Here is a 25,199-nt window from a genome sequence, read left to right on the forward strand (position 1 = left end):
CAAAAAGGAAAATGACCATGACCCGAGAATCCACAAGCACCTCCGCAAACAACGCAACACTGTTGCTGGACAGAAGCAAGCTGGTCAGCCTGACCAATCAGGGGCCTTCCCTCGACGATGCCAGCTCGCAGGTGCTGAGCGAAGCACTGAAAAAACTTTATCCGCTGCTCGACATCGACCCCGACCAGACACTGATTGTGACGCCGCAATGGCGCATGACCAATGGAACGCTGAGTGCCGCCTCCCCCTCCGTGGAAACATTGACCCATGCGCTGGTACGTTTGAGCTGGAGCGCAGGTGTCGCCAATTTCATCGAGGGTGAGCATTTCCTGACGCACAGCCCACTGACCAGCGACCCCGTTCATCTTGCTGTCAGTGTCGAAGACATTGCCCAACTGCTCAACGACCACGCCGCCCTGTTAATGGTCGAGTTTCAACAGCGCGCACTGGCGTTCTGGAATGAAACAGTCAGCGACCAACCGCGATGGCATGGACTCTGCGAGACGCTGAAAAACGCATTTGATGTCCAACAGGTAAAGGGCTGGAATGTCGATCAATGTACGGTGGCCCGTGCGGTGTACAACTATCCGGACAAAACCGAACGAGCCCGGAAAAATACTGAAATTCCCGGTATCAAAGCCTGCCTGATCGACGTGGACAACAACGAAGGCGTTCATCTAATGCTCGGCGGTGCGATTGCACTGCAGGCCACTTACAAACAGCGTGAACAGATCATGCTGTACACAGTGGAAAGCGGTTACGAAGCCTTCGATTCTCTGGAGCAACTGGGCGCGACGCTGCCTGGCCGGATCGACATCGACCTGGCAGGGCGCACGCTGAAGTGGCGACTGGTCGAGCCCGACGGCAACGTTTTCGATCATATGGCCTGGGCGCTGATAGCCTCTCAAATGGACGCCATTAATGCACTCGTCCCTCCGGTCTCGACCGCCAGGACCGCAACACCCCCGGGCTTGCGTACGGCAGCCACCCCGGCTGAGCATTTCAGCACTAGCGACAAAAACCGTATCGAGCAGCTTGAGGCGGCCATTCCCGATTGGTTATCCAATGCCTCGCCCAGTCATTTGCAAGACTACAGCCACTGCCTTGCCCGCCTTGGAAAACTGCGCAACAGCTCAAGCGCAAACGACATTCCTCTGATCAGTGTGTATGCGCAGACCGCCATGCGCGAAGCCATCGTCAAGGACAAGGCCAGTGAAGGGGCCGCGCATCTACCGCTTGATGATCTGCAAATCACTGTCACCAACAGCTTCACCGTCGGCGGGCTCACCTTGCCCAATCCGCAAGACCGGTATACCGAAAACCTGGGTGATTTCGCCCTGCAAAATACCGCGCCCTACCGGGCCGAGTTGAGTTTCAAAAACAACACGCTGGTGCCCGATTGGCTGACTGTCGATTATCTGGTCGACATCGCCGCCAAGGTCAATATCGGCGAGATCTACCCGAAGTTGCTGAGGAACAAACTGATCGATGATTCGGTGCAAGCCGCGATTCAGAAACAGCGCTACATCGATCAATTGCCCGACTTGCTGCGGCTCAATGCACTGGAATGCATGCTTCAACAATTGGGTGGTGTTGACGAGACTGGCTATCGCTACATTAGCGAGTTGATGGACGTCGCACAGGGAAAACCTCCACAACCTCATTCCGATATCGTCATTCGCCCTCTCACGTTCAAGCCTCGGCATCGCCTGCTGTCCGGCGGTGACACCGTCAGCAACATGTTCATCATCGGCCCGCGGCAAAAAACAGACGCTCCCTGCCTGCTTTACCGGCCACTGTTCGAGCAACCGTTAATACAATTTGTCTCGCAGGCAAACCTGGTTTACGCCCTGCACCAACCGGGCGAGCTGCGCGATTGCGTACTGGCCTGGCTGCCGACACCGGCGCTGAGCTTCGAATATGCGCAATACGTTTTTCCCGTAGGTTTGCCTTCACCTTGGCTGGCGACTCAGTCCGGTATCTCGACGTTATTCAGCCTGGACCTGGCGGGACCTATCGATCTGGACACCGAGGAGATCACTGGCGACTTGCTGTCCGCATTGTTCACCAGCAACGCCAATGCCATGGCAGAGCAGGCGGATCGGTCATCAGTGTCCAATGAGGAAAGACGCTGGACACTTTTGAAGGACAGCGCCTGGGCGATTTTCAACGTTGCCTCGACGTTCTTGAGCGGGCCTGTGGGGACCGCCGTTTGGGTGTGGCAAAGCATCAGCGAGATCCAGCAAGCACTCGACGCCCATGAACAAGGCGACACGCTGATCGAATGGAGCTCATTGGGTGATGTGCTGGTGACGCTGGCCATTGTGCTGACTCACCGCGCTTACCAGCAGCGTCACAGTGAATGGACCAGGCGTGTACGCAAAAAACCGGCGTGGGACCTGCCGTCAGCTCCAGTAACACCGCAATCGCCCAAGCCTGTACCTGCGAAAATTTCCATGGCCCCTTCAGTATTTTTTGATCAATTGCCCGACAGCCATACCTCCTCTCTGGAGACCGGTGTATCGGTGCCTCGTCGCTCGACCCCGTCATTGGGCACCTATCTGGACAAGCTCAGCGTCTCTGCGCCGGACCTGAACAATATCGAGATGAAGACGCTGAACAACAAGCCGCCCCATCTGTATGAACTTAACGAAACACACTACGCCCAGGTAGGTGAACGCTGGTTTCAGGTCACCGTCAATGACGACGAAGACGTACAGATTGTCAGTCCCGATGACGCCAAACGTACCGGGCCGTTGTTGACTCGTGGCCCCCATGGCAAATGGTTTGTCGATACGCGGCTGCGCCTGCGCGGCGGTGGCCCGAAAAGCCGTTTGAAAGCCCTGAAGCTAGCCAAGGAAAAACGCAAAGCGGAACTTGATACTCAATTGGAGGCGTTCAGAAGCCAGGAAGAAACCCAACAGCAAGCACTCAATCTCCTTCAGACGAGCATGACTAAGGCTTCCACCGAGAATCTCGAAGCAGCGACCAGGCTCTACACCGACAAACTCGACGAGCTGAAAACAAGTTATGGAAAAGCCCTCGAACAGTTGAGCGAATGGCGTTCGCTGGGCGGGGAAACCGGGTACACCTACGAGTTAATGCGCCTCACCACCGTGCAGCAAAAGTTCCTTTCACTCTGGTTTACGGTAAAGAAAAACCAGTACGCCCGGATCATGCAGAAACTGCTGGCGCAAGCGCCTTTGAACACGGGTGAGCCGGTACGAGCGGATCTGACCGACATCCGAGAGGCAATCGCATTGGGAGACGCCATCGTCGAACGCTTGGAACAGTCACAAACCACCCTGACAGGTCTCCAGGTACTGGGCCATGTCGGGCTTACCAGAATCGCCGATCTGACAAAACTCTTGCCGAAATTCACTCGCCTGGACTTCAAAGCCAATGAAGTGGGCATGGCCTATGAACAGTGCATCCAAGAGGCATCTGGCGAAACCATGTCCGAAGCTCGAACGGCGATCGTCAGCATGGTGGAGGACGCCGCCGACGCCAGCCATGAAGTTGCTGAAATGATGAAACAGCCGAGCAATACCGAGCCGCCCGAGGCGCGCATCCAAAAGCTGTCCAGGCTGGCCGACATCTATGCCGATGCACTTCAGTGTATTAAGGATCTGCCAGCCCGATACCCCGGGATGGTTCACCAATCGGCGCTCGACCACCTTCAAGTGCTGATCTCGGAATTTCAAACACTGACGCTGAACCAGCTCAACCAACTGCTTCCTGAAGCCGAAGAAGCTTTCATCCAGCAACCTTCCCGACCTGCTGTTGCAGGCCCGTCGCGGCCCAAGGTCAAAGTCACCAAGACCCGCCCACGCGTCGTCGAAAGCGAAGCCCCGCAAACATCCGGGCAGGAGAAAAAAGAGGAGTTGTTCCAGAAGCTCGTTCCCAAAAGCGCCAAGCCCGCCAAGCCCGCGCTGGATGATCTCGCCACCATCGCTGCCGGCCTGAACCTCAACGTGGACGCAAACGAATTCACCAAGCGCATCAATCGGGACGCCGAACGTGCAAATCGAATCCCTGCCGATGTACAGGACCTGTTCGATCAACAGGCGCGCAAACTGGAAGAGTCCGCCACAAGCGTCGAACAGGCCATGAGCAACATCAGAAGTGCCGGCAAACAACCTCCTCCCGTAGCCGGCCTGAGCCTGGAATTGCGCGGCAGGGCTGACAGACTCCGCAAAGAGGGCATCAAGACACGCACAAAAATGCTCAAGAAGCGCAAGCCAAGGCAGGAGTACTTCCAATGGTTGCACGAAAACCGACAGGTCAAAATCCTGCGCAACGAGCAAGGCCGGATCAGAACCACGGGGCGCAAGGACTACTTTCAGGAGTACCGGATTCTCGACGCTACCGACAATGACCAGGAACTGTGGGTTGCGCACTTCCACTACGAAACACTTGAGAGCGATGCCGCCCAACCCACAGCAGCGCATCTGAAAGTATCGGAAAAATACCTGGCGACGCTGGATACCGAGCTTCGAGAACAATTGGCAACGCTGCAGCCCATCGACTACGTACTGCGTCGAATCACCAGTGCTTCCACCCAATCATTGTTCCTGCAACTCGAGCCCCAGTGACTCATAGAGGGGCGGGTCCGCGGACCCGCCCTTTACCGGCACCAGGCACTGCGCAAACGCACAAGCGCTGACGCGATAGCCGCTTCCGGCACCGCCGCAAATCCCAGCACCAGCCCTGCCCGCTGATCCACCGAAGTGCTCGAATCCGCTAGCCAGTAACTGCTCAGACCGTTGATCTCGACATCGACGCCGGCGGCAGCCTCAATCAGTTCACGTTCACGGGCCTGAGTATCGACTGCCACCGTCACGTGCAACCCTGCCGCGACACTCGGCAGGCTGCCCACCCCGGGAATGTCCGAGGGCCAGTTGGCCAGCAGCGTATTGCGACGACTCAACGCGGCGCGGCGCATACGGCGGATGTGCCGCTGGAAATGCCCGGCCGCCATGAATTCGGCCATGACGGCCTGGGTGCTGACCTCGGAGTGCCGGACATCGACCGCGCGACGCTGGCTGAAAGCGTCCACCAGTGCCGTTGGCAACACCAGATAACCCAGGCGCAATGCCGGGAAAGCCACTTTGCCGAACGTGCCAACGTAGAGCACGCGCCCGTGACGATCCAGCGCGGCCAGCGGTGCCAGTGGCGCGCCGCTGTAACGGTACTCGCCATCGTAATCGTCCTCGACAATCCAGCCTTGGGTTTTCTCGGCCCAGGCCAATAACTCGAGCCGCCGCGCCAGACTCATCACCACCCCCGTCGGGTATTGATGCGATGGTGTGACATAGGCCAAACGACAATCCACGATGCCGTTCAATTCGTTGCAATCGATACCGTCACTGTCCACCGCCACCCCGTGCAATCGGGCACCGGCCACGGCGAACGCATGACCCGCCGCGCGATAACCGGGATTCTCAATCGCCACACCATCGCCAGGTTCGACCAGCAACTGTGCACAAAGGCTGATCCCCTGCTGCGCACCACTGGTGATCACAATTTGTTCAGCCGTGCACTGCATGCCCCGGGAACTGCGCAAGTACGCGGCAATCATTCCACGCAGACGCGCATCACCTGCGGGGTCGCCGTAACACAGCTGCTGCAAATCCGGTTTTCGCCAGAAAGCCGCGTTCAGCTTGGCCCACACTTCGAAAGGAAAAAGGTCAAAGGCCGGAACGCCAACCCTGAATGCCCGCGGAGGCCCGCTTGGTGGACTCGGTAAATGGTTCTTTTCTACGCGACCCAACGCACCGCTGTGGATAACTTTGCTGGATGAATCAACAGGTAAATCCAGCCAATTTGTGGATAAGGTTGTGGGTAAGCCTGTTGACAACCCTGTGGATACTTTTGTGGATAATTTTTTTGCCGGCAACGCATTCTGAGGTAATTGCGCGACATAGGTCCCATCGCCTACCCGTCCCTCGATGAAGCCTTCGGCATACAGTTGGTCGTAGGCGCGCACCACACTGTTGCGGGAAATCGCCAGAGCCGCCGCCAGATCGCGGCTGGCGGGAAGACGGGTGCCACTGGCCAGTCGCCCATCCAGCACCCGCAGGCGCAATGCCTGATACAGCTGCCGACTCAGCCCCTGGCGGCGATCAAGTTCGATGCCCGCCGGGTTGAACGAAAGGGACAGTGGTTCGGTAGTCATGACAATGGACCCATGAAATTGGTCATTAATGGCTCTTACAACAGACCAATAGACTGCCTAGGATGCAGGCATTCGCCAAGGAAAATATCTTCATGTACACGCCACGTGCCTTTGCCATCGACGAGTTGTCCCAACTGCATGAACTGATGCTCGCCAGCCGGCTCGCCATTTTGGTGACCCACGGTGAAAGTGGCCTGCAAGCCAGTCATGTACCGGTTCTGCTGCACTGCGAACAGGGCTCGAACGGCACGCTGTACGGACACTTGGCCAAAGCCAATCCACAGTGGAAAGACCTGCGCGACGGCGCTGAAGCCCTGCTGATTTTTGCCGGCCCCGATGCCTACGTCAGCCCTGGCTTCTATCCGAGCAAGGCCGAACACGGCAAAGTCGTGCCCACCTGGAACTACGTCGCGGTACATGCCTATGGCCGTGCCGAAACCTTCAGCGATGGCGGGCGGCTGCTCGACATTGTCAGCACCCTCACCGACCGTCATGAAGCTGGCCGCGCCCAGCCATGGTCAGTGGCCGATGCCCCCGCCGATTACATCGACGGCATGCTCAAGGCCATCGTCGGTTTCGCCATTCCCATCGACCGTCTCGAGGGCAAACGCAAACTCAGCCAGAACCGCGCCCCCGCCGACATCGCGGGCGTACGCGAAGGCCTGGCTGCCAGCTCCGACGTCAATGACCAGACCCTCGCTCAATTGATGCGCTAAGGAAATCACCATGAGTCAGATCGACATTCGCCCAGTCACCGCCGGCGATCACGCAGCTTGGCTACCGCTGTGGCAAACCTACCTGCGCTTCTACAACACCGAACTGCCGGACGCCGTCAGCCAAAGCACCTGGCAACGCATGCTCGATCCAAACGAACCCACCCACGCCGCGCTGGCCTGGGCCGACGGCAAAGCGGTGGGCATGGTGCATTTCATCTACCATCGTTCGAACTGGAGCATCGAAAACTCCTGCTACCTGCAAGACCTGCTGGTAGCGCCCGAAACCCGTGGTACCGGCGTCGGCCGACAACTGATCGAATTCGTTTACGCAACAGCCAAACAGGACGGTTGCTGCAAGGTCCACTGGCTCACTCACGAAACCAACGCCACCGCGATCCAGCTTTATGAGCGCATCGCCGAGCGCCCCGGTTTCATCCAGTTTCGCAAAGCCATTTAAGGTTCAAGGAGAACAACATGTCGACTTCACTCGCGGATTGGAAAGGTGTCCCGGCACCGTCGGTTCAAACCATCGAAGGGCGTTTCATCCGCCTGGAAAAACTTGACCCGGCGCGCCACGGCGATGACTTGTTCAACGCCCTGCAAGGCCCCGGTGCCGATCCGAAACTCTGGGATTATCTGCCTTACGGCCCCTTCCCCGAGCGCAGTGCTTTCAACGATTGGCTGAACAACCATGCAGCCAATAGCGACCCCTACTTCTTCAGTGTGATCGACCGTGCCAGCGGTGAAGTGCAAGGCATCCTCAGTTTGATGTCGATTGTGCCTTCACAAGGCCGGATCGAGATCGGTCACGTGACGTTCGGTGCGCCGATGCAGCGCTCGCCGAAAAGCACCGAGGCGGTTTATTTGCTCGCCCGGGAATCCTTTGCCCTGGGTTACCGCCGCCTGGAATGGAAGTGCAACAACGCCAATGCCCGCTCCAAGTACGCAGCCGAGCGGCTGGGTTTCAGCTTTGAAGGCGTGTTCCGCCAGCACATGGTGGTCAAGGGGCAGAATCGGGATACGGCGTGGTATTCGATCCTGGACTCGGAATGGCCGGCAATCGGTGCAGGGTTCGAGCGGTGGTTGAGTGATGAAAACCAGAAAGGGGCGGGACAGGTGAAGTCGTTGGTGGAGTGCCGCAGGTAAGTCGACTCGATGCACCACCGCTGTAGGAGCGAGCCTGCTCGCGATGGGCGCCAACGATAATGCGCCAAGCCTGACTGAACTCGGTACCTGGACGTTCTTCGCCAGCAGGCTGGCTCTTACAGGGGTTAGCTGTGATTGGGCAATTTCAGCTGATATCACGCCGAACTCGCACCACTCCCATTTTCAAGCCAAACGGGCGGAACACGGCGTTCAGCGACTTCAGGGTCTGATTGCCTTCGCCGTGCTCGATATGCACCAACGTGCGCACGGAAATTTTGCACATTTTGGCAAATTGGGTTTGGTGCAAACCGGTGACTTCCGTGCGCAAACGCCGGACGGCTTCACCGATTTCGAGAGTGCCTTGCGCCAATCCTTCCTGGATGCTTTCGATCAACAGAGCCCGGGCGTCAATGGTAATGGTCATTTGAGCCCCCAGCTTTTCAAACGCTGCTCAAGGTTTCTCAAGGCAATGGCCGGATGGTTCATTGTGGCTTCGGGAAGGCCATCAGCGGCAAGCATATCGGGCAAAGCCATGAACCGGGCAGCGTCTTCCCGCAGGCCTTCATACAGTGCTTGCGGATCGCCAATCTGCGCCAATGAATCACACACTTCACGCCATTTCACTTCCCCCGCCACCTCAAGGCCTTTAGGCCACTTGGTCGTACGTGTGACACCTTCGTCGTCCATGACCATCGGCGCCAAATCGTAAATCGGTGCCAGACGGAAGGAATCGCTGCCGCGGATAATTGATGTATTGCGACCGTGGTTATCGGAATTGCCCAGAATCTTGTTGATCAAGTCTCGTCGCAAATATTCAGATAGCAGCTCGGGGATTTGCTCTTCCTGCCCGGCCTGCGCCCAAAGTCGGGCCAGGAGCTGGATCACTTCCAGATGGTTCATGTAACTGCCTGGCACCACAACACCCGCCAGCGAGTAGATCGACTCCACTGCAGAGCGCTCAACCCCCAGATCATTCACGCTTCGATCGAATCGCTTCATCCACAGGCTGGGTTTGGTCGCCTGCTCAAACGCAAGCCCGTCCAATGCGATCGTGTCGATTCCCAAGGCGTGCAATGCCTTGTAGTAGTGAAATTCGCTTTTGAGAATGATCTGATCGGTCTGAGTAGCCCGGTTGCGAGCGAACTTTACAAACCAGTGTTGCTCCACTTGATCGTCGCTCAATACAGCGTCTGGATACAGCAATCCATCCCGCCCCCGGGACATGAGCAGCTTGGGAGCCTCCCCTCCTGCGCCCGTCGCGCCACCAATGGCCGCACCCTGTTCATAGGCGTACTCGAGAAACGTACTGTCTCGAGCGATCACTTCGTCACGTCGAAATCCCATCGCGGGTCTGTCATCTACAGCCTCAGCAGACTCTTTGATACGCATGTTACCTATCGGCGCGGGAGTGCTGCGTCCCAGTAAAAACAGATCAGCGCTGATACCTTCAGGTTTGTCCTGACCTACCCGACTCATGAGAAACCGCTTGGCCGCGCCCGCCGGCGCTATATCGTGCAGGAAAGCCGGGGCTTTTTTCAGCGAAGCGCTTTCCCAGCTCAGCGGCAATCTGGCACTCACCGCTTTGTTGAAAGGCGAGTCGACAAATTCGAGATTATCCGCCACGTATCCAGTCTTGTAGCCAAACCGGCAGGGCCCCTCAAAACCTTTCTCTGGGTCCGCAAACACAAGCGTCATCGCATCTTCCCAACGACCCGAGGCATATAGTTGAAGCGTCACTGAATACATGGGATACCCGCAATTTAATGCACATTATTGCCAGTCAAATGCGCCTTGATTGCAATATAGTGCAGATTCTCTGACATCACGTAGAACTCATATGCAAGGAAATGCAGATTTGAAAAGAATATAGCGGCAAATCTGCACTTAAATGCAGATCTAACTGCAAAGCCCGACATCAATTTGTAAAAACCTTCCGCTATACAGGACGCCCTGCTTATAACAAAAGGCCGTCCATCATGACCTCCCCGCCCCAGCATTTGGCACTTGTCATCAGCCTGGTGATCAGTACAGGCGCCATTGCCGCGCCGTACAAAAACCTGCAGATCGACACGGCCACCACCACTGCGCAAACCCTCGGCGGTGCAGACACATTGACGATCTCCGCGCCAGGCAGCATTACCCATGCCGGCAAGGCTGTCAGCCTCAAGGACGGTACGGCCGGTGTCGGCGTGGTGATCGATAACGCGGGGCAGATCGTTTCTACCGGTGGACGGGCGATCGACAGCAGCGGCGACCTGACCCAGGCGCGCAACTACAGCATTTACAACCGCGCCGGTGGCCAGATTCTCGGCTTCAACGACGCGTTGCGCATCGACAGCAACTTCGTCAGTGGCAGCCTGTTGATCGATAACAGCGGCATCATCCGCTCGACAACCGGCCAAGGCCTGGACCTCGATGCACTGCGCAGCACCGGGGTCACGACCACCATCATCAACCGCGCGGGCGGGCTGATTCGTGGTGATGCCAGCGACGGCATGAAGACCGGCGCCAATGCGAGCATTACCAACTATGGCGAGATTTCCACCGGCGACTCGCACAACGCCGACCAGAAATTCGACGGCATCGACATCGACTCGGCCAGCGGCGTGACAGTGACCAACTACGGCACCATCACGGGGGGACGCCACGGCATTACCACCGATCTGGGCGCAACCCTCATCAACTATGGAAATATTGCCGGGCGCAACGGCTCCGGTTTCGGTTCCGACGGCGATGGTACGGTGATCAACCACGGCACCATCACCGGCGCCTATTCCGGCCTGCAAGCCAATGGCGACGGCGATGGCGTAGACATCGACAACATCGCCCACATCGAAAACTACGGCACGATCCAGGGTGTTGGTGCCGGCGGTGTGGACAAGAACGGGTTCACCAACGGCAGCGAAGGGATCGCATTGGGCGGTGGTTATGTGCTGAACGCCCAAGGCGCGATGATCAGCGGTGCCACAAGTGCCATTCTGGTTGACGACGGCAGCGGCGGCTCGGGCCTCGCGGCAACCGCGCTGGAAAACTTCGGCACCATCCAGGGTCTCGATGGTTTCGGCGTGAAGTTTGTCGGCGAGTTCGCTGACAGCGTCGTCAACGGCGGCACCATCAGCGGCAGCAATGGCTTGGCTTTGGACCTTGGTGGTGGTAACGACAGCCTGAGCTTGCGCAACGGCAGCCGATTCATTGGGACTGTGGACGGCGGCAGCGGTTACGACCGTGTAGTGATGGACGATGCGTCGGGCGGCAGCTTCGGCAACAGTCGCCACTTCGAATGGCTGGAGGTCAAGCAAGGGGTATGGACCCTGAACGGCAGCGCAGATTTCAGTGACGGTGGTGCAATACATAGTGGCGCAACGCTGATCAACCAGGCAGGCATCAGCGGCAGCATGACTGTCGATGCAGGTGGCGTGTATGCCGGCGGCGGTTCGGTGGGCAACTTGATGGTCAATGGCACTCTGCTGACCAACAGCCAACTCGGCACTGCGACCGTCACCCACGACTTGACCATGGGTAGCGGCTCGACAATCGCATACGGCGTAAATGCAGATGGCAGCAGCGCACCGATCATGGTCGGCGGCACGGCCAATCTCAACGGCGCGGCACTGGCCGTAAACCCCGGCAGCGGCACCTATCCGTGGCAAAGCCATTACACCGTGTTGCAGGCAGCGGTCGTGAACGGCACCTTCGGCAATGTCACAAGCGACTACGCGTTTATCACGCCAACCTTGGCTTATACGCCAACCCGCGTCGACCTGACCTACACCCGTAACGATGTCGCCTTCAACGAATTCGCCGTCACCGGTAATGGCAGTAGCGCCGCCAACAGCCTGACCTCCCTCGGCAAAAACAATACGCTGTACAACGCCTTGCTCAACACCACCGGCGCAACCGCGGGTGCAGCCATCGAGCAGCTCAGCGGTGCCAGCAACGCTGACCTGGCCAGCGCAACCCTCGGTGTCAGTAACCAGATCGGCGCCAGCATGCTGTCGGCGATGCATCAGATGGGCGGCCGTTCGGCTTTGCTGGTGGGCCTCGATCAACGGGACACGCCGGTCCTCGCCGCGAACGGCGTCCCCCGTGATGCTCGCAACCTCAATGACCCGAATGCCCAAGGCCGACTCTGGCTGCAAGCCATTGGCGGCTACGGCAAACTCGACGGCGAACACGGCAGCAGTGGACTTGAACAACGCAGCAAAGGCACAGTACTGGGCGCCGATTGGGCGCTTGATGGGCAATGGAAACTGGGTGTGCTTGGCGGTTATTCAAAGACCGATCTGGACGCCACAGGCGTCGATGGCAATGTCGAAAGCTGGCACGCCGGCGTCTATGCGTTGCGCCAAAGCGGCCCGTTGGCTCTGCGCCTCGGCGCGGCATATAGCGGTCATCAGGGTGAAAGCAAACGCACCGTGGCATTCAACGGTTTCAGCGACCGGCCCAAAGGTGATTACGACGCCGACAGCCAACAGGCATTCGCCGAACTCGGGTACGCCATGGGCAGCGGTCGCCTCAGCGCCGAACCGTTCGCCAACCTTGGCTACCAGCGCTATCACCGCGACAGTTATGAAGAAAAAGGAGGCGCTGCGGCCCTGCACGTCGACGGTCAAACCGAGGACAACTTCAGCACAACCTTTGGCCTGCGCCTTGCGCACCTGAACAGCCTCGAGAACGGCATGAGCCTCACCCCGCGCATGACTGCCGGCTGGAAACACACCTACGGCGATGTCAGCAACTCGACACGCCAGGCCTTTGTAGTCGGTGGCACAGCGTTCAGTGTGGATGGCAGCTCACTGGATCGCGACAGCCTGGTGCTGGAAGCCGGACTGGATGTGGGCATTTCGGCACGCCATAGCGTCGGTGTTGGCTATTCCGGAGAAATCGGCAGCAACAGTCGCAACCATGGAGTGATCGGGCAGTGGCAGATGAGTTTTTGACAGCCCGCTGGCCGCACTCGTCCTGATTTTTTGTAAGAACAATCGTCTTCTTTCTCAGATAAATACAGCCACCTTTAGGTGGCTGTATTTTTTCTGCGCCCCATTCCGACATCAGCCGCAGCACCTGCGGATGCGCCTGACATCGATATTTTTCACTGCCTTTTAGAGTTTGGCTTCCTGTCAAAAGAGGCCGTACTCGATGCCCGTTCAACACAAATACCGACCGAAACATCTGGCGCTGGCGATTGCGCTCGCAGTGGGTTGCGCTGAAATTTCGCTTGCCCAGCAAGTGTCCATCGATACCACCATTGCTCCGGATGCAACACCGGAGCAGCTCATGGCGGCACTCGATGCATTCATCAATGATCCCACCACTGACAAACAGACCATTGGCAAAGCAGCGGATGGCGTTAACCGGACATTCGGCGATGGAAATGACCTGGTCATTGTATCTGGCCGAGGCGCCCTTTCCGGGTTGATTGACGGTGGTGGCGGGGACAATTTCCTGCAACTCGATACCGCGAGCGGTGGCACATTGGACGACAGTCGACGTTTTGCAGGTCTGGAGCTCAAACGCAGCACCTGGACCGTGAATGGCTCCGGTGATTTCAACATTGGGGTCTTGATTCGTTCAAAAGCAACGCTAATCAACGACGGGCACATTCTGGGTGGGGCACTGACCCTGGGAACGCTGGTCAACAATGGGAAGATTGGCGGCGGCGCGACGGTGCGACCGGGAGGTTTCCTGAACAACCCGGGCTTTATCGAAGGCGACGTCGAGGTTGAAGAAAAAGGCGTTTTTGCGGGCAGCGGCTTGACCGGTTCCCTCACCGTGAATGGAAAACTTTCTGTCAACAGTTTGCACGGTGCACCAAAGGTCAAAGGTGACTTGAATCTCTCGAAAACCGCCGAGTTGAGCTACGAGATCGATGATGGGCTCAACAGTGAAACGATTGTGGTCGATGGCACCGCCAACCTCGGCGGCGCCACACTGAACATCGTGGCGGCATCGGGTGATTACCCGCTGATCAGCGAAAAAACCATCCTGGTTGCCGACAAAATCGAAGGGAAATTCGGGAAGATTCTCAACAATCTTGCGTTCCTGACACCCGAGCCGGATTACCAGGCCAAGACTTTCGGCTTGATCTTCGTCCGCAACGACGTACCGTTCGCGGTTGCCGCTATCACGGACAATGGCAGGGAACTCGGTGAAAGCCTTGACGATATTGAGTTTCAAGCACCCTCCGTCGCTGAAGTCCCGAATCTACCCACAGACACCGGTACATCCGTTCCGGTCTTAACCCCAACCACTGCCGATGAAAATCAGTCGACAGCCTCTACAGCAATGCCCCCCGAACAACCTGCCATAGCCGCAACGCCGGTTACCAGCAACCAAACCGTCACCGCTGAAACGCCATCTGACAAATCCGACACAGCTTCAACTCCTCCAGCTACCCCTTCCGTCGCCTCACTACCAAAGGCACCCATCCCCACAAACGCTGCGGTCGCAGCCCTGCTCCGCGCTGACAAACAGACCGCATCTATTGCCATCGAGCAACTGGCCGCCAGCCAAAACGCCAACCTCGCGAAGGCGACCCTGAACAGTGACAGCCCAATCAGCGCAACCATGCTCTCAGCCATGCGTCAGCTGGACAGTGCCAGTGGCTATGGCAACGCCACGAGGCGCAATGCACCACGCCTGGCTGCCGGCAGCGAAGACAATGGTCGGGTCTGGCTGCAAGCATTGGGTCATGGTGGGACCCTGGATCGCGATTACGATGCTCTGAAACACACCACCCACGGGCTGGTAATCGGAGCGGACTGGGGTATCGCAGAGGACTGGCGGCTGGGTGTTATCAGCGGCAAATCCGACACGCGCCTGAACAGTCGGGGACTCGACGGCAATCTCGACAGCTGGCATGTGGGCGCCTACGCCCTGCGTCAAAACGGTCCCCTGTCAATGCGACTGGGTGCGACCTACAGCAGCCACGATGGCAGCACTAAACGACGGGTTGCCTTCAAAGGTTTCAGCGACCGCCCCGAAGGCCGCTACGATGCCAGCACCCAGCAGGCTTTCGCGGAATTGGGTTACAACCTGGGCCGGGCGAATGTCAGCATCGAACCGTTTGCCAGCCTGGGCTACCAACGCTATCAGCGCGATACCTTCACGGAAAAAGGTGGTGCAGCGGCACTGAAGGTACACGGTCAAACGCAGAACAATTTGAACAGCACATTCGGCCTGCGACTGGCGAAGCTCACCGCGCTGGATAACGGCATGCAACTGACCCCGCGGTTCAGCGCTGGCTGGAAACACACCTACGGGGACGTCTACAGCGATACTCGCCAACAAATAGTTACGGGTGGGAAAAACTTCACCGTTTCCGGCGTGCCACTGGATCGTGACAGCCTGCTGGTCGATGCCGGGCTGGACCTTGGATTTTCAGCGAAACACACGCTGGCCGTCGGCATCACGGGTGAGATCGGCACCGACAGCCGCAACCACGGCGTTACAGGTCAGTGGCGAATGAGTTTCTGAGAGCCCAAACCCGAGGCGAAAAAAAGGGGAGCACATGCTCCCCCGAGGTTTAAAGCGGTAGATCGAGGCTGTTAACTCAGCCTTCGATTTCGATCAGGATTTCGCCCGGGTTCACCCGGTCGCCCTTGGCCACGTGAATGGCGGTGACTTTACCGGCGATGGCCGCCTGCACTTCGGTTTCCATCTTCATCGCTTCGGTGATCAGCACCGCTTGGCCAGCCTTGACGGAGTCGCCTTCCTTGACCAGCACATCGACGATGTTGCCCGGCATGGTGGTGCTGACGTGGCCCGGAGCTGTGGCTTGCTTGCGCTTGCTGCTGCCGCCGCCGACAAATTCGTTGAGCGGTTCGAACACCACTTCTTCCGGCATACCGTCGATGGACAGGTAGAAATGCCGCTTGCCTTCGGACTTGACGCCAACACCGGTGATATCGACGCGGTAGGTTTCGCCGTGCACGTCGATGACGAACTCGGTCGGTACGCCTTCGCCGCCAGCCGATGCAACACCACCGGCCTCAGGAATCGGCAACAGCACTTCAGGTGTCAGGGTGCCGGCAGCACGTTCCTCGAGGAACTTGCGACCGATATCCGGGAACATCGCGAAGGTCAGCACGTCTTCTTCGGACTTGGCCAATGCACCGATGTCAGCGCGCAGCTTGGCCATTTCCGGTTTGAGCAGATCGGCCGGACGAACGTCGATTACCTCTTCGCTGCCAATGGCCTGGCGACGCAGCTTCTCGTTCACGGTGCCCGGTGCCTTGCCATAGCCACCTTGCAGGTAAAGCTTCACTTCGTTGGTGATCGTCTTGTAACGCTCACCGGCCAGCACGTTGAAGAACGCCTGGGTGCCGACGATCTGCGAAGTCGGGGTCACCAACGGAGGAAAGCCGAGGTCTTCACGAACGCGCGGGATTTCGGCCAGCACTTCGCCCATGCGGTTCAGCGCGCCCTGCTCCTTCAACTGGTTGGCGAGGTTGGAAATCATCCCGCCCGGCACCTGGTTGACTTGCACACGAGTGTCGACAGCGGTGAATTCGCTTTCGAACTGGTGGTACTTCTTGCGCACGGCGTAGAAGTACAGGCCGATTTCCTGCAACAACTCCAGGTCCAGGCCTGTGTCGAATTCGCTGCCTTTGAGCGCAGCCACCATCGATTCGGTGCCTGGGTGGCTGGTGCCCGAGGCGAAGCTGGAGATCGCGGTGTCGATGTGGTCGGCACCGTTTTCAATTGCCTTGAGCTGGCACATCGTCGCCAGACCGGCGGTGTCATGAGAGTGGATGAACACGGGAAGCGACTGTTCGGCTTTCAACGCCCGCACCAGTTCACCGGTGGCGTATGGGGTCAGCAGGCCGGCCATGTCCTTGATCGCCACCGAGTCGCAACCCATGGCTTCCATTTGCTTGGCTTGCGCCACGAAAGCATCAATCGTGTGCACCGGGCTGGTGGTGTAGGCGATGGTGCCCTGAGCGTGCTTGCCTGCGGCTTTCACCGCTTCAATCGCCACGCGCAGGTTACGCACGTCGTTCATCGCGTCGAAGATGCGGAACACGTCGATGCCGTTGACCGCGGCCTTGGCAACGAAAGCTTTGACCACGTCGTCGCTGTAGTGGCGATAGCCCAGCAGGTTCTGACCGCGCAGGAGCATTTGCAGACGCGTGTTAGGCAGTGCCGCGCGCAATTGGCGCAGACGCTCCCACGGGTCTTCTTTCAGGAAACGTACGCAGGCGTCGAACGTCGCCCCACCCCAGCACTCCAGCGACCAGTAGCCGACTTTGTCGAGCTTGTCGCAGATCGGCAGCATGTCTTCGGTGCGCATGCGGGTCGCCAGCAGCGATTGGTGGGCGTCGCGCAGGATGGTGTCGGTTACATGGATCTTCTTGGACATTGTTCTATTCCTCACAGGCCTGCGTGGGCGGCGATGGCGGCGGCGATGGCCAGGGCCAGCTCTTCGGGTTTGCGCTTGATCGAGTAGTTGGTCAGTTCAGGGTGGCTTTCAACGAAACTGGTGTTGAACTGGCCGCTACGGAATTCCGGATTGCGCAGGATCTCCTGGTAATACGCGGCGGTGGTCTTGACCCCTTGCAGACGCATATCGTCCAGAGCGCGCAAGCCACGGTCCATCGCCTCTTCCCAGGTCAACGCCCACACCACCAGTTTCAGGCACATGGAATCGTAGAACGGCGGAATGGTGTAACCGGTGTAAATCGCCGTGTCGGTACGCACGCCGGGACCGCCGGGCGCGTAGTAACGGGTGATCTTGCCGAAGCTCGGCAGGAAGTTGTTTTTCGGGTCTTCGGCGTTGATCCGGAATTGCAGGGCAAATCCACGGTGGTGGATGTCTTCCTGTTTCACCGAAAGCGGCAGACCGGAAGCGATGCGGATCTGCTCGCGGACGATGTCGATGCCGGTGATTTCTTCGGTGATGGTGTGTTCCACCTGCACCCGGGTGTTCATCTCCATGAAGTACACCTCGCCTTCAGCGAGCAGGAACTCCACAGTACCGGCGTTCTCGTAACCCACAGCCTTGGCTGCACGCACCGACAGGTCACCGATATAGGCGCGCTGTTCAGGGGTCAGTTGCGGGCTCGGGGCGATCTCGATCAGCTTCTGGTTGCGGCGCTGGATCGAGCAGTCACGCTCGAACAGATGCACGACGTTGCCGAAACTGTCGCCCAGGATCTGCGCTTCGATGTGCTTGGGATTGACGATGCATTTTTCCAGGAACACTTCAGCGGAACCAAACGCCTTGGTGGCTTCGGAGATCACGCGAGGGAACGCCTGTTCGAGCTCTTCGCGGCTGTTGCAGCGACGAATGCCGCGGCCGCCGCCACCGGAAGTGGCCTTGAGCATCACCGGGTAGCCGATACGATCGCCTTCGGTCAGGGCTTCTTCGATACCCGAGACGTTGCCTTCGGTACCTGGGGTAACCGGCACGCCAGCCTTGATCATGCTGCGGCGGGCTTCGGTCTTGTCGCCCATGCGGCGAATCACTTCAGCCGATGGACCGATGAATTTGATCCCGCGTTCTGCGCAGATGTCTGCCAGTTCAGCGTTCTCGGAGAGGAAGCCGTAGCCGGGGTGCAATGCATCACAACCGGTTTCCACGGCCAGGTTCACCAGCTTGCGCGGGTTCAGGTAGCCCGCCAATGGCTCGGCGCCAATGCTGTGGGCCTCGTCCGCACGCTTCACATGCAGGGCATGACGGTCGGCATCGGAATAGATCGCGACCGAGCGAATACCCATCTCGGCGCAGGCACGTACGATGCGTACGGCAATCTCACCACGGTTGGCGATCAGGATCTTTTTTATCACTTGGAGGTTCCCTTGAGCCGGTGGTACCCACGACCCGCTAGACCAGGTCGACGCGTGACCAAATGTTTCAATTTGGTCGCAGCCCCACACTAGCGCCCACAAGGGATTAACAAAAATGAATAATTATTGGGTCACGCATAAGTAAAGACTTATAGTTGCTGCATCAGCCAGCGGCGAGAGGACTAATAAAGTGCGTAAGTCATTGATGCGTATGACGTTGCGTCAGTTGCAGATCTTCAATGAAGTCTGCGATTTGAGGTCCTACAGCCGCGCAGCCGACGAAATGTCGCTCACACAACCGGCCGTAAGCCTGCAGATTCGCCAACTCGAAGAACTGGTTGGCCAGCCATTGTTCGATTACGTCGGTAAAAAACTCTACATGACCGAAGCGGCCGAAGCACTGCAACGCGCCAGCCGGGACATTTTCGGGCGCCTGGAAAACCTCGATATGCAGTTGTCGGACATGCAGGGCTCCCTCCAGGGTCAATTGAAACTGGCGGTGGAATCGAGCGCCAAGTACTTCGTTCCGCACTTGTTTGCCGCGTTCAAGCGCCAGCATCCGGAGGTCAACCTGCAATTGACGGTGGTCAACCGGGGGCAGGTGATTCGACGCCTCTCGGACAACCGTGACGACCTGGTCATCATGTCCATGGTGCCACAGGACATGGGCCTGGAATTCCTGCCATTCCTGAACAATCCGATTGTCGCCGTGGCGCCACCGAATCATCCACTGTGCCACATGGGCCCCCTGCGCCTGCAGGATCTGGAACCTTATACCCTGCTGCTGCGCGAGCCCGGTTCGGGGACACGCCTGGCGTGCGAAGAGTACTTCAAGGAAAAGCGCGTGCACTTCAACCAGACACAGGAAGTGTCATCAGCCGAAGCTCAACGCGAATGCGTGCTGGCGGGTCTGGGCGTGGCGTTGTTGACGCGCCACGCCCTGAACCTCGAACTGGCGACCGGTGGGTTGATCGAGTTGCCGGTCGAAGAACTGCCGCTTTATCGCAGCTGGTGTCTGGTGCAAGCCAAGGCTAAACGGCTGTCACCAGTGGCTCACGCCTTCCTTGCGTTCGTGCGCAGCGAGCGGGTGCAGATCAGCGGCCTGGTTGAGCGCTTCGCCGGGAAGCTGTCGGCGCAGCCTGCCAATAATTGAGCTCGAAATCTTCAGGAAAATCGCCAATCTCGGCCAGAAGCTGACGGCGCTCGCAACGATCTTCAATAGCGCGGCGAAACTCCATGCGCCGTTGATCTTCTTGTTGACGACGGGTTTTGACAGCGCTGTTGCGTTCTTCGTAAGGCAGGGCCATTTCAAGTCTCCCAAGACGAGTACGGGAGTTTCAAGATAGGCGTGGGGGATGACGGTTTGGCGGCTTGATGGTTACAGACCGATGAATGTTGTTTGGTCCTGTGGCGAGGGAGCTTGCTCGCGTTCGGCTGCGCAGCAGTCGCACAATTCTGGGGCCGCTTCGCGACCCAGCGGGAGCGAGCTCCCTCGCCACAGGGGGCCGCGCGGGCCTTGAAGTCAGTCGTCCAGCGCTTTCACCGATTTGGGCGACAACCGCAAGCTGCGCAAACTGCGTTTAACGCTCTTGAGGTGATTGACCAGGCTCGGCCCGCGCGCCATTGCCACGCCCATCGCCAATACGTCGATTACCACTAAATGGGCGATACGCGAGGTCAGCGGCGTGTAGATTTCGGTGTCTTCGTGCACGTCGATCGCCAGGTTGACCGTCGACAACTCGGCCAACGGTGTCTGGCTCGGGCACAGGGTAATCAGCGAAGCGCCGCTCTCACGCACAAGATTGGCAGTGATCAATAGATCCTTGGAGCGCCCGGACTGGGAGATGCAGATCGCCACGTCTGTCGGTTTCAACGTCACCGCCGACATCGCTTGCATATGCGGATCGGAGTACGCCGCTGCGGTCAGCAACAAACGGAAGAACTTGTGCTGCGCATCCGCCGCTACCGCACCCGAAGCACCGAAACCGTAGAACTCGACCCGCTGCGCCTGGGACATCAGCGTCACTGCTCGCTGCAATTCCAGTGGGTCGAGCTTTTCTCGAACCTCCATCAGGGTATGCAACGTGGTGTCGAAGATCTTCAGGCTGTAGTCGGCCACCGAATCGTCTTCATGGATCGCGAATTGCCCGAAGCTCGCGCCAGCCGCCAGGCTCTGCGCCAGTTTCAGCTTCAAATCCTGAAATCCGGAGCAACCGATGGCGCGGCAAAACCGCACGATGGTCGGCTCGCTGATGCCCACGCTGTGGGCCAGGTCGGCCATGGAACTGTGCATCACCGCCGCAGGATCAAGCAGCACGTGGTCGGCGACCTTGAGCTCCGACTTGCGTAACAGGTGACGTGACTGGGCGATGTGTTGCAGCAGATTCAAAGGGCTGGACTCTTTGTTATTGGCAGGTGCCGGGGATGTAGCACGCTTGTAGTTATACTACATGAATCGGCTTTTTGCCTGCTCAATGCGTTACCGAATCCCTCGATTTCTGGCGTCCGCGCCTCATGTAGCACTCATGACGCGGGGCCGAAACGCTGGTTTTGAACTGGCAAATATTTACTTATTTACTTGGCAATATATAAAACCAATGCGGCATGAGCACTCGATAACAACACACGCCGATTTACAAATCAAACTAACAAAATTCAACCAAAGCAAACTTCAGCTGGGTATATTAATTGCGCAGGAAGCGAATCAAAACTAAAGGAGCTACACATCATGACTATTAAAACCAAAGGCTGGACCGCACAGCTCGACCGCATGCCAGGCGCCGCTTCGTTTCGCACCTATGGCGTCGTAACCGTGGCGCATACGGGCATTACACCAAAGCTGGAAGTGAGTGAAGAGCAAGATAAATCCTATGACTTGCGCCTGGAACTTAAACTGGAAAACTCCAATGAAATTTCACTGCAAGTCGAAACCGACAAGTTTGTAGAATACAAAGTGCCGGGGAACTCTGATATTTGCAGCGTGAGCATCTTCTACGAAGGAAAGTTGCTGCACCATATCGATAAAGTATCGATCACCCACTAAGCATCAATTGCGCTTCCGGCAATTCAGGCGTCCCGCAGTCTCAGCTGCTGAGACCGGGACGCCTTCTACTCAACTGGCGGCCTGAGCATGCAGCAAGCCGGCCAGGGTTTCGGCCTCTACCGGGCGGCTGACCAGATAACCCTGCACTTCATCACAGTGTTCAGCCTTCAGAAACTCAAGCTGTTCGATCCGCTCGACGCCTTCCGCCACGACCTTCAATGCCAGGCCGTGCGCCATGGCGATGATCGCCCGAGTAATCGCCGCATCTTCGCTACCCTCCCCCAGGCCACGAATGAACGCTTGATCGATCTTCACGTAATCGACGGGAATCCGCTTCAGATAACTCAAGGACGAATAGCCTGTGCCGAAATCATCAATCGCCAGTTTCACGCCCAGATCACGTAATTGCTGGAACGTCGCAATGATGTGTTCGACGCTGTCCAGCAACTGGCTTTCGGTGAGTTCCAGCTCAAGGTAGCGCGGCTCCAGCCCGGTTTCTTCCAGGACCTGGCGCACCAGACTGACCAGCTTGCCCTGTCGCAGTTGGTGCACGGACAGGTTCACAGATACCCGAATCGCTTCAAGTCCCTGCCGCTGCCATTCACAGGCTTGCCAGCAAGCCTGACGCAGTACGAACTCGCCTATCGGACCAATCAGCCCGGTTTCCTCGGCCAACCCGATGAAATCCCCAGGAGGCACTCGGCCCATGGTCGGGTGATCCCAACGCACCAAGGCCTCGGCGGCATTCAACTTGCCCGTGGCAAGGCACAATTTCGGTTGATAAAACACCTTCAACTGCTTCTCTTCGACAGCCTTTCGCAGTTGGTTTTCCATTTGCAAACGCTCCAGCGTGCTGGCTTGCAAACTGTCGGTATAGAACTGGAAGTTGTTCCCTCCCAGATGCTTTGCGTGCTGCATGGCCATGTTCGACTGACTGACCAATGCCGAAATATCCCGGGCGCTGTCCGGCAATAAACTGATGCCCATCGACGCGCTGACCACCAGCTCATGCCCATCAATGGTCACCGGCAACCGCAACTTGCTCGCCAGACGCGTCGCCACCCGCGCCAGGCTCGACAGGTTGCCGTAAGCGTTGAACAGCACCGCGAATTCGTCACCGGACAGGCGCGCGATGGTGTCCGCTTCCGGCAATGCATTCACCAACCGTCGAGCCATCTTCTGCAACAACTGGTCAGCGATTTCATGCCCCAGGCTGTCGTTGAGCTGTTTGAAGCGGTCCAGATTGATGTGGAGCAACGCCAGGCTGCGATAACCGCCCTGACGCACCCGTTGATGCGCTTCGCTGAGTCGTTCGCGGAACATCGAGCGGTTGGCCAGGCCGGTCAGTTCGTCGTAATGCGTAAGATAACGCATGCGCTCTTCGGACTCTCGGCGAGCCGAGAGATCAGCGAAGAAGCCCACGATATGACTGACATTTCCCCGAGTATCGCGTACGGCGTTCAGCTGCAGCCATTGCGGATACATCTCGCCGTTCTTGCGGGTTTCCACCAGTTCGCCTTGCCAACTGCCCTGCTGTTCCAGCGCCTGGTGAATCGCCGCGTAATGCCGACGCGCATCGCGGCTGCACGGTAATTCAACGACATTGCGCCCGATCATGTCCTCGATGTCGTAGCCGGTCACCCGACTGAAAGCCTGATTGATCGCGATAAGCTTGTAATTCGGATCGAAAATCACAATGCCTTCGCTGGCCGCTTCGAACACGGTCGCGGCCAGCTGCCGCTGCTCTTCCAGACCTTTGCTGACGCTGATGTCGCGACGGGTGCCGACCATGCGAATCACCCTTGCGTTTTCGCCACGCTCGACTGCCCGCCCGCGGTCCTCGATCCAGACCCAGTGGCCGTCGCCATGCCGCACGCGATATTCGATCTGATAGTCCTCGGTGCGCCCTTTCAAATGCTCGACCAGTGCTCTTTTCAGTCCGGGAAGGTCCTCCGGGTGCAGCCGCGGCTTGAGGTGACGCAAAATGCCCGTCACCTGTTCCGGCTCCAGGCCGAACAATTCCTGAATCTGCGTGTGGTGAACTTCGTCGGTTTGCAGGTTCCAGTCCCACAGCCCCAATTCGCTGGCCTTCAGGGCCAGCGCCAGGCGTGCTTCACTCTTGCTCAACGCCTGGCTGGCGGCATCCAGTTCGAGGCTGCGCTGGGCGACACGGTTTTCCAGGTCGGTCTGGATTTCCCGCAATTCTTCTTCGGCACGCTGTCGTTGCTCAATTTCCTTGGCCAGCTTCTGATTGAGCTGGTCACTGCAACTTTGTGCCTGTTGCAGGTGTTCGATGAGCGCCTGATTCTGAAAACGTCGCATCAAGCCCCGATCGATCAAACGATTGACCTGCCAGGCAACCACGCTCAGTGCACCCAGCAGAATCAATCCAAACCAGCCCCAACCTTGCTGCTGCTCGTCTCCCCCCCAAAACATGAAAGCGATGGCCGGCAGCAGACAGGGCAAGGTGAACGAAAGAAAGGCCGGCAAACTGACCGCATAAGCCACACTGGCGGAAAGCGCCGCGGCACCGATGAGGCCGAAGACCCAGGCCTGCTGAATGAAGTTATCGGCGGGAACCAGGGCGATGCCGGCACCCGCCAGAGTCAGGCCGGTGAGGCCGGAGCCCAATAAAAACATGCGTAGCCAAATGGGGTGAGCCTGACGATTGGGAATGGCCGAATCGAAGGCGGCAACCTGAATCACCCGCAATGCCACCAGTGACAGCAGCCATACCAGCCAGACCGTGACCAGGAAGTAACGCTGCGGACTCCAGAGTAAACCGGCGCAGACCAGACCATTGATCAACATGAACAGCGTAGGCAGCAGAGAGCCCTGATACAGCAGACGCGTGCGTTCGACCGCCATCTCCATGGCGTATTGTTTACGAATAACCCGGGGCTGCGCAGTGGGGCCCGACAGGTCGAAGCTGAGGGTCATAGGCGATATTCTTGTTCTTATAATGATGAGCATGAGCCCGAAACGTCGACGGAGCATACACAAGCATCTGCCCTGACCAAACTGCTGCCGGTCAAAAAACAGACAAATCTGCCTGCCACCCGCCCCCGCGCAAATGCCGCCAGGCATGTAGCTGCAATGCTTACGGACAATGACTGACCGGTCGTCCCGCACATCTCTTTCATCGGCTAATGCAAAGCGGGATTTGCCCGGTGTGGCGCCGCCCCCTAGAATGCCCCGATGCGCGATGACCTCTCCCTTTTGCTGAACTCCCTCAACGATGCCCAACGTCAGGCCGTAGCGGCCCCCGTAGGCCGTCAGTTGGTCCTGGCCGGTGCTGGTTCCGGTAAAACCCGAGTGCTGGTGCACC

At 58.1% G+C, this 25,199-nt stretch carries 17 protein-coding genes; 9 read left to right on the forward strand and 8 right to left on the reverse strand.

Annotated features, from left to right (window positions below; genetic code table 11):
• Positions 1 to 17 precede the first annotated feature (17 nt).
• Positions 18 to 4,595: a hypothetical protein gene (locus D8U69_RS22540; RefSeq protein WP_130908156.1), complete on the forward strand. Its 4,578-nt coding sequence runs from the start codon at positions 18 to 20 to the stop codon at positions 4,593 to 4,595.
• A gap of 32 nt (positions 4,596 to 4,627) precedes the next feature.
• Here the strand turns inward: D8U69_RS22540 and D8U69_RS22545 are convergent, their stop codons facing one another.
• Positions 4,628 to 6,178 (reverse strand): PLP-dependent aminotransferase family protein, encoded by a 1,551-nt coding sequence (locus tag D8U69_RS22545; RefSeq protein ID WP_130903501.1) that lies wholly within the window; start codon positions 6,176 to 6,178, stop codon positions 4,628 to 4,630.
• 92 nt (positions 6,179 to 6,270) lie between these two features.
• Between D8U69_RS22545 and D8U69_RS22550 the strand changes: the two genes are divergently transcribed.
• Genes D8U69_RS22550 through D8U69_RS22560 form a run of 3 tightly spaced genes read left to right on the forward strand, consistent with a single transcriptional unit; the run spans position 6,271 to position 8,040 of the window.
• Entirely contained in the window at positions 6,271 to 6,894 is a 624-nt protein-coding gene (locus tag D8U69_RS22550; RefSeq protein ID WP_056854330.1) for an FMN-binding negative transcriptional regulator, read from the forward strand.
• 10 nt (positions 6,895 to 6,904) lie between these two features.
• The gene (locus D8U69_RS22555) at positions 6,905 to 7,351 is read left to right on the forward strand and encodes a GNAT family N-acetyltransferase (RefSeq protein WP_056854329.1); all 447 of its coding nucleotides are present in this window, start codon (positions 6,905 to 6,907) and stop codon (positions 7,349 to 7,351) included.
• 17 nt (positions 7,352 to 7,368) lie between these two features.
• Positions 7,369 to 8,040, forward strand: a complete 672-nt coding sequence (locus tag D8U69_RS22560) for a GNAT family protein (RefSeq protein ID WP_130908157.1) — start codon at positions 7,369 to 7,371, stop codon at positions 8,038 to 8,040.
• Between the two features lie 145 nt (positions 8,041 to 8,185).
• On the opposite strand, the gene D8U69_RS22565 is transcribed toward D8U69_RS22560, so the two are convergent.
• Positions 8,186 to 8,464 carry a helix-turn-helix transcriptional regulator gene (locus D8U69_RS22565; protein ID WP_056854327.1) on the reverse strand — a complete coding sequence of 93 codons (279 nt, stop codon included), beginning with the start codon at positions 8,462 to 8,464 and terminating at the stop codon, positions 8,186 to 8,188.
• Positions 8,461 to 9,786 (reverse strand): HipA domain-containing protein, encoded by a 1,326-nt coding sequence (locus D8U69_RS22570; RefSeq protein WP_130908158.1) that lies wholly within the window; start codon positions 9,784 to 9,786, stop codon positions 8,461 to 8,463. Before D8U69_RS22570 ends, D8U69_RS22565 begins: the two co-directional genes overlap by 4 nt.
• Before the next feature lie 230 nt (positions 9,787 to 10,016).
• On the opposite strand from D8U69_RS22570, the gene D8U69_RS22575 reads away from it, so the two are divergent.
• Complete coding sequence (locus D8U69_RS22575) at positions 10,017 to 12,980, forward strand: autotransporter domain-containing protein (RefSeq protein ID WP_130908159.1); 2,964 nt, start codon at positions 10,017 to 10,019, stop codon at positions 12,978 to 12,980.
• 199 nt (positions 12,981 to 13,179) lie between these two features.
• Positions 13,180 to 15,516, forward strand: coding sequence for an autotransporter domain-containing protein (locus D8U69_RS22580; RefSeq protein WP_130908160.1), 2,337 nt, complete (start codon positions 13,180 to 13,182; stop codon positions 15,514 to 15,516).
• A gap of 76 nt (positions 15,517 to 15,592) precedes the next feature.
• Here the strand turns inward: D8U69_RS22580 and oadA are convergent, their stop codons facing one another.
• Positions 15,593 to 17,401: a sodium-extruding oxaloacetate decarboxylase subunit alpha gene (oadA, locus tag D8U69_RS22585; protein WP_056854323.1), complete on the reverse strand. Its 1,809-nt coding sequence runs from the start codon at positions 17,399 to 17,401 to the stop codon at positions 15,593 to 15,595.
• A gap of 11 nt (positions 17,402 to 17,412) precedes the next feature.
• On the reverse strand, positions 17,413 to 18,828 hold the full coding sequence (locus tag D8U69_RS22590) for an acetyl-CoA carboxylase biotin carboxylase subunit (protein ID WP_056854322.1): 1,416 nt from the start codon (positions 18,826 to 18,828) through the stop codon (positions 17,413 to 17,415).
• 190 nt (positions 18,829 to 19,018) lie between these two features.
• Between D8U69_RS22590 and D8U69_RS22595 the strand changes: the two genes are divergently transcribed.
• Positions 19,019 to 19,981, forward strand: coding sequence for a LysR family transcriptional regulator (locus tag D8U69_RS22595; protein ID WP_130903496.1), 963 nt, complete (start codon positions 19,019 to 19,021; stop codon positions 19,979 to 19,981).
• Here D8U69_RS22595 and D8U69_RS22600 read toward each other — a convergent pair.
• Together D8U69_RS22600 and hexR are read right to left on the reverse strand one after the other, a co-directional pair.
• Positions 19,923 to 20,135 (reverse strand): hypothetical protein, encoded by a 213-nt coding sequence (locus tag D8U69_RS22600; RefSeq protein ID WP_130903495.1) that lies wholly within the window; start codon positions 20,133 to 20,135, stop codon positions 19,923 to 19,925. The genes D8U69_RS22595 and D8U69_RS22600 overlap by 59 nt on opposite strands.
• A gap of 215 nt (positions 20,136 to 20,350) precedes the next feature.
• Complete coding sequence (hexR, locus tag D8U69_RS22605; RefSeq protein ID WP_007954250.1) at positions 20,351 to 21,217, reverse strand: transcriptional regulator HexR; 867 nt, start codon at positions 21,215 to 21,217, stop codon at positions 20,351 to 20,353.
• A 339-nt stretch (positions 21,218 to 21,556) separates the two neighbouring features.
• Between hexR and D8U69_RS22610 the strand changes: the two genes are divergently transcribed.
• Positions 21,557 to 21,871 (forward strand): hypothetical protein, encoded by a 315-nt coding sequence (locus D8U69_RS22610; protein ID WP_130908161.1) that lies wholly within the window; start codon positions 21,557 to 21,559, stop codon positions 21,869 to 21,871.
• Between the two features lie 69 nt (positions 21,872 to 21,940).
• Here the strand turns inward: D8U69_RS22610 and D8U69_RS22615 are convergent, their stop codons facing one another.
• Positions 21,941 to 24,811 (reverse strand): EAL domain-containing protein, encoded by a 2,871-nt coding sequence (locus D8U69_RS22615; RefSeq protein WP_130908162.1) that lies wholly within the window; start codon positions 24,809 to 24,811, stop codon positions 21,941 to 21,943.
• A gap of 258 nt (positions 24,812 to 25,069) precedes the next feature.
• On the opposite strand from D8U69_RS22615, the gene D8U69_RS22620 reads away from it, so the two are divergent.
• On the forward strand, positions 25,070 to 25,199 hold a 130-nt coding region (locus D8U69_RS22620), incomplete at its 3' end, for a UvrD-helicase domain-containing protein (RefSeq protein WP_130908163.1).

The sequence above is a fragment of the Pseudomonas sp. Sample_16 genome (genome assembly GCF_004307665.1).
In the GTDB taxonomy this organism is placed as follows: Bacteria; Pseudomonadota; Gammaproteobacteria; order Pseudomonadales; family Pseudomonadaceae; genus Aquipseudomonas.

Bases quoted from the DNA above. Each gene is read 5' to 3' on its own strand.
- D8U69_RS22580 (WP_130908160.1), top strand. From the start codon at position 13,180: ATGCCCGTTCAACACAAATACCGACCGAAACATCTGGCGCTGGCGATT.
- D8U69_RS22615 (WP_130908162.1), bottom strand. From the start codon at position 24,811: ATGACCCTCAGCTTCGACCTGTCGGGCCCCACTGCGCAGCCCCGGGTT.
- D8U69_RS22565 (WP_056854327.1), bottom strand. From the start codon at position 8,464: ATGACCATTACCATTGACGCCCGGGCTCTGTTGATCGAAAGCATCCAG.
- D8U69_RS22550 (WP_056854330.1), top strand. From the start codon at position 6,271: ATGTACACGCCACGTGCCTTTGCCATCGACGAGTTGTCCCAACTGCAT.
- D8U69_RS22540 (WP_130908156.1), top strand. From the start codon at position 18: ATGACCCGAGAATCCACAAGCACCTCCGCAAACAACGCAACACTGTTG.
- oadA (WP_056854323.1), bottom strand. From the start codon at position 17,401: ATGTCCAAGAAGATCCATGTAACCGACACCATCCTGCGCGACGCCCAC.
- D8U69_RS22600 (WP_130903495.1), bottom strand. From the start codon at position 20,135: ATGGCCCTGCCTTACGAAGAACGCAACAGCGCTGTCAAAACCCGTCGT.
- D8U69_RS22555 (WP_056854329.1), top strand. From the start codon at position 6,905: ATGAGTCAGATCGACATTCGCCCAGTCACCGCCGGCGATCACGCAGCT.
- D8U69_RS22545 (WP_130903501.1), bottom strand. From the start codon at position 6,178: ATGACTACCGAACCACTGTCCCTTTCGTTCAACCCGGCGGGCATCGAA.
- D8U69_RS22560 (WP_130908157.1), top strand. From the start codon at position 7,369: ATGTCGACTTCACTCGCGGATTGGAAAGGTGTCCCGGCACCGTCGGTT.
- D8U69_RS22610 (WP_130908161.1), top strand. From the start codon at position 21,557: ATGACTATTAAAACCAAAGGCTGGACCGCACAGCTCGACCGCATGCCA.
- D8U69_RS22575 (WP_130908159.1), top strand. From the start codon at position 10,017: ATGACCTCCCCGCCCCAGCATTTGGCACTTGTCATCAGCCTGGTGATC.
- D8U69_RS22570 (WP_130908158.1), bottom strand. From the start codon at position 9,786: ATGTATTCAGTGACGCTTCAACTATATGCCTCGGGTCGTTGGGAAGAT.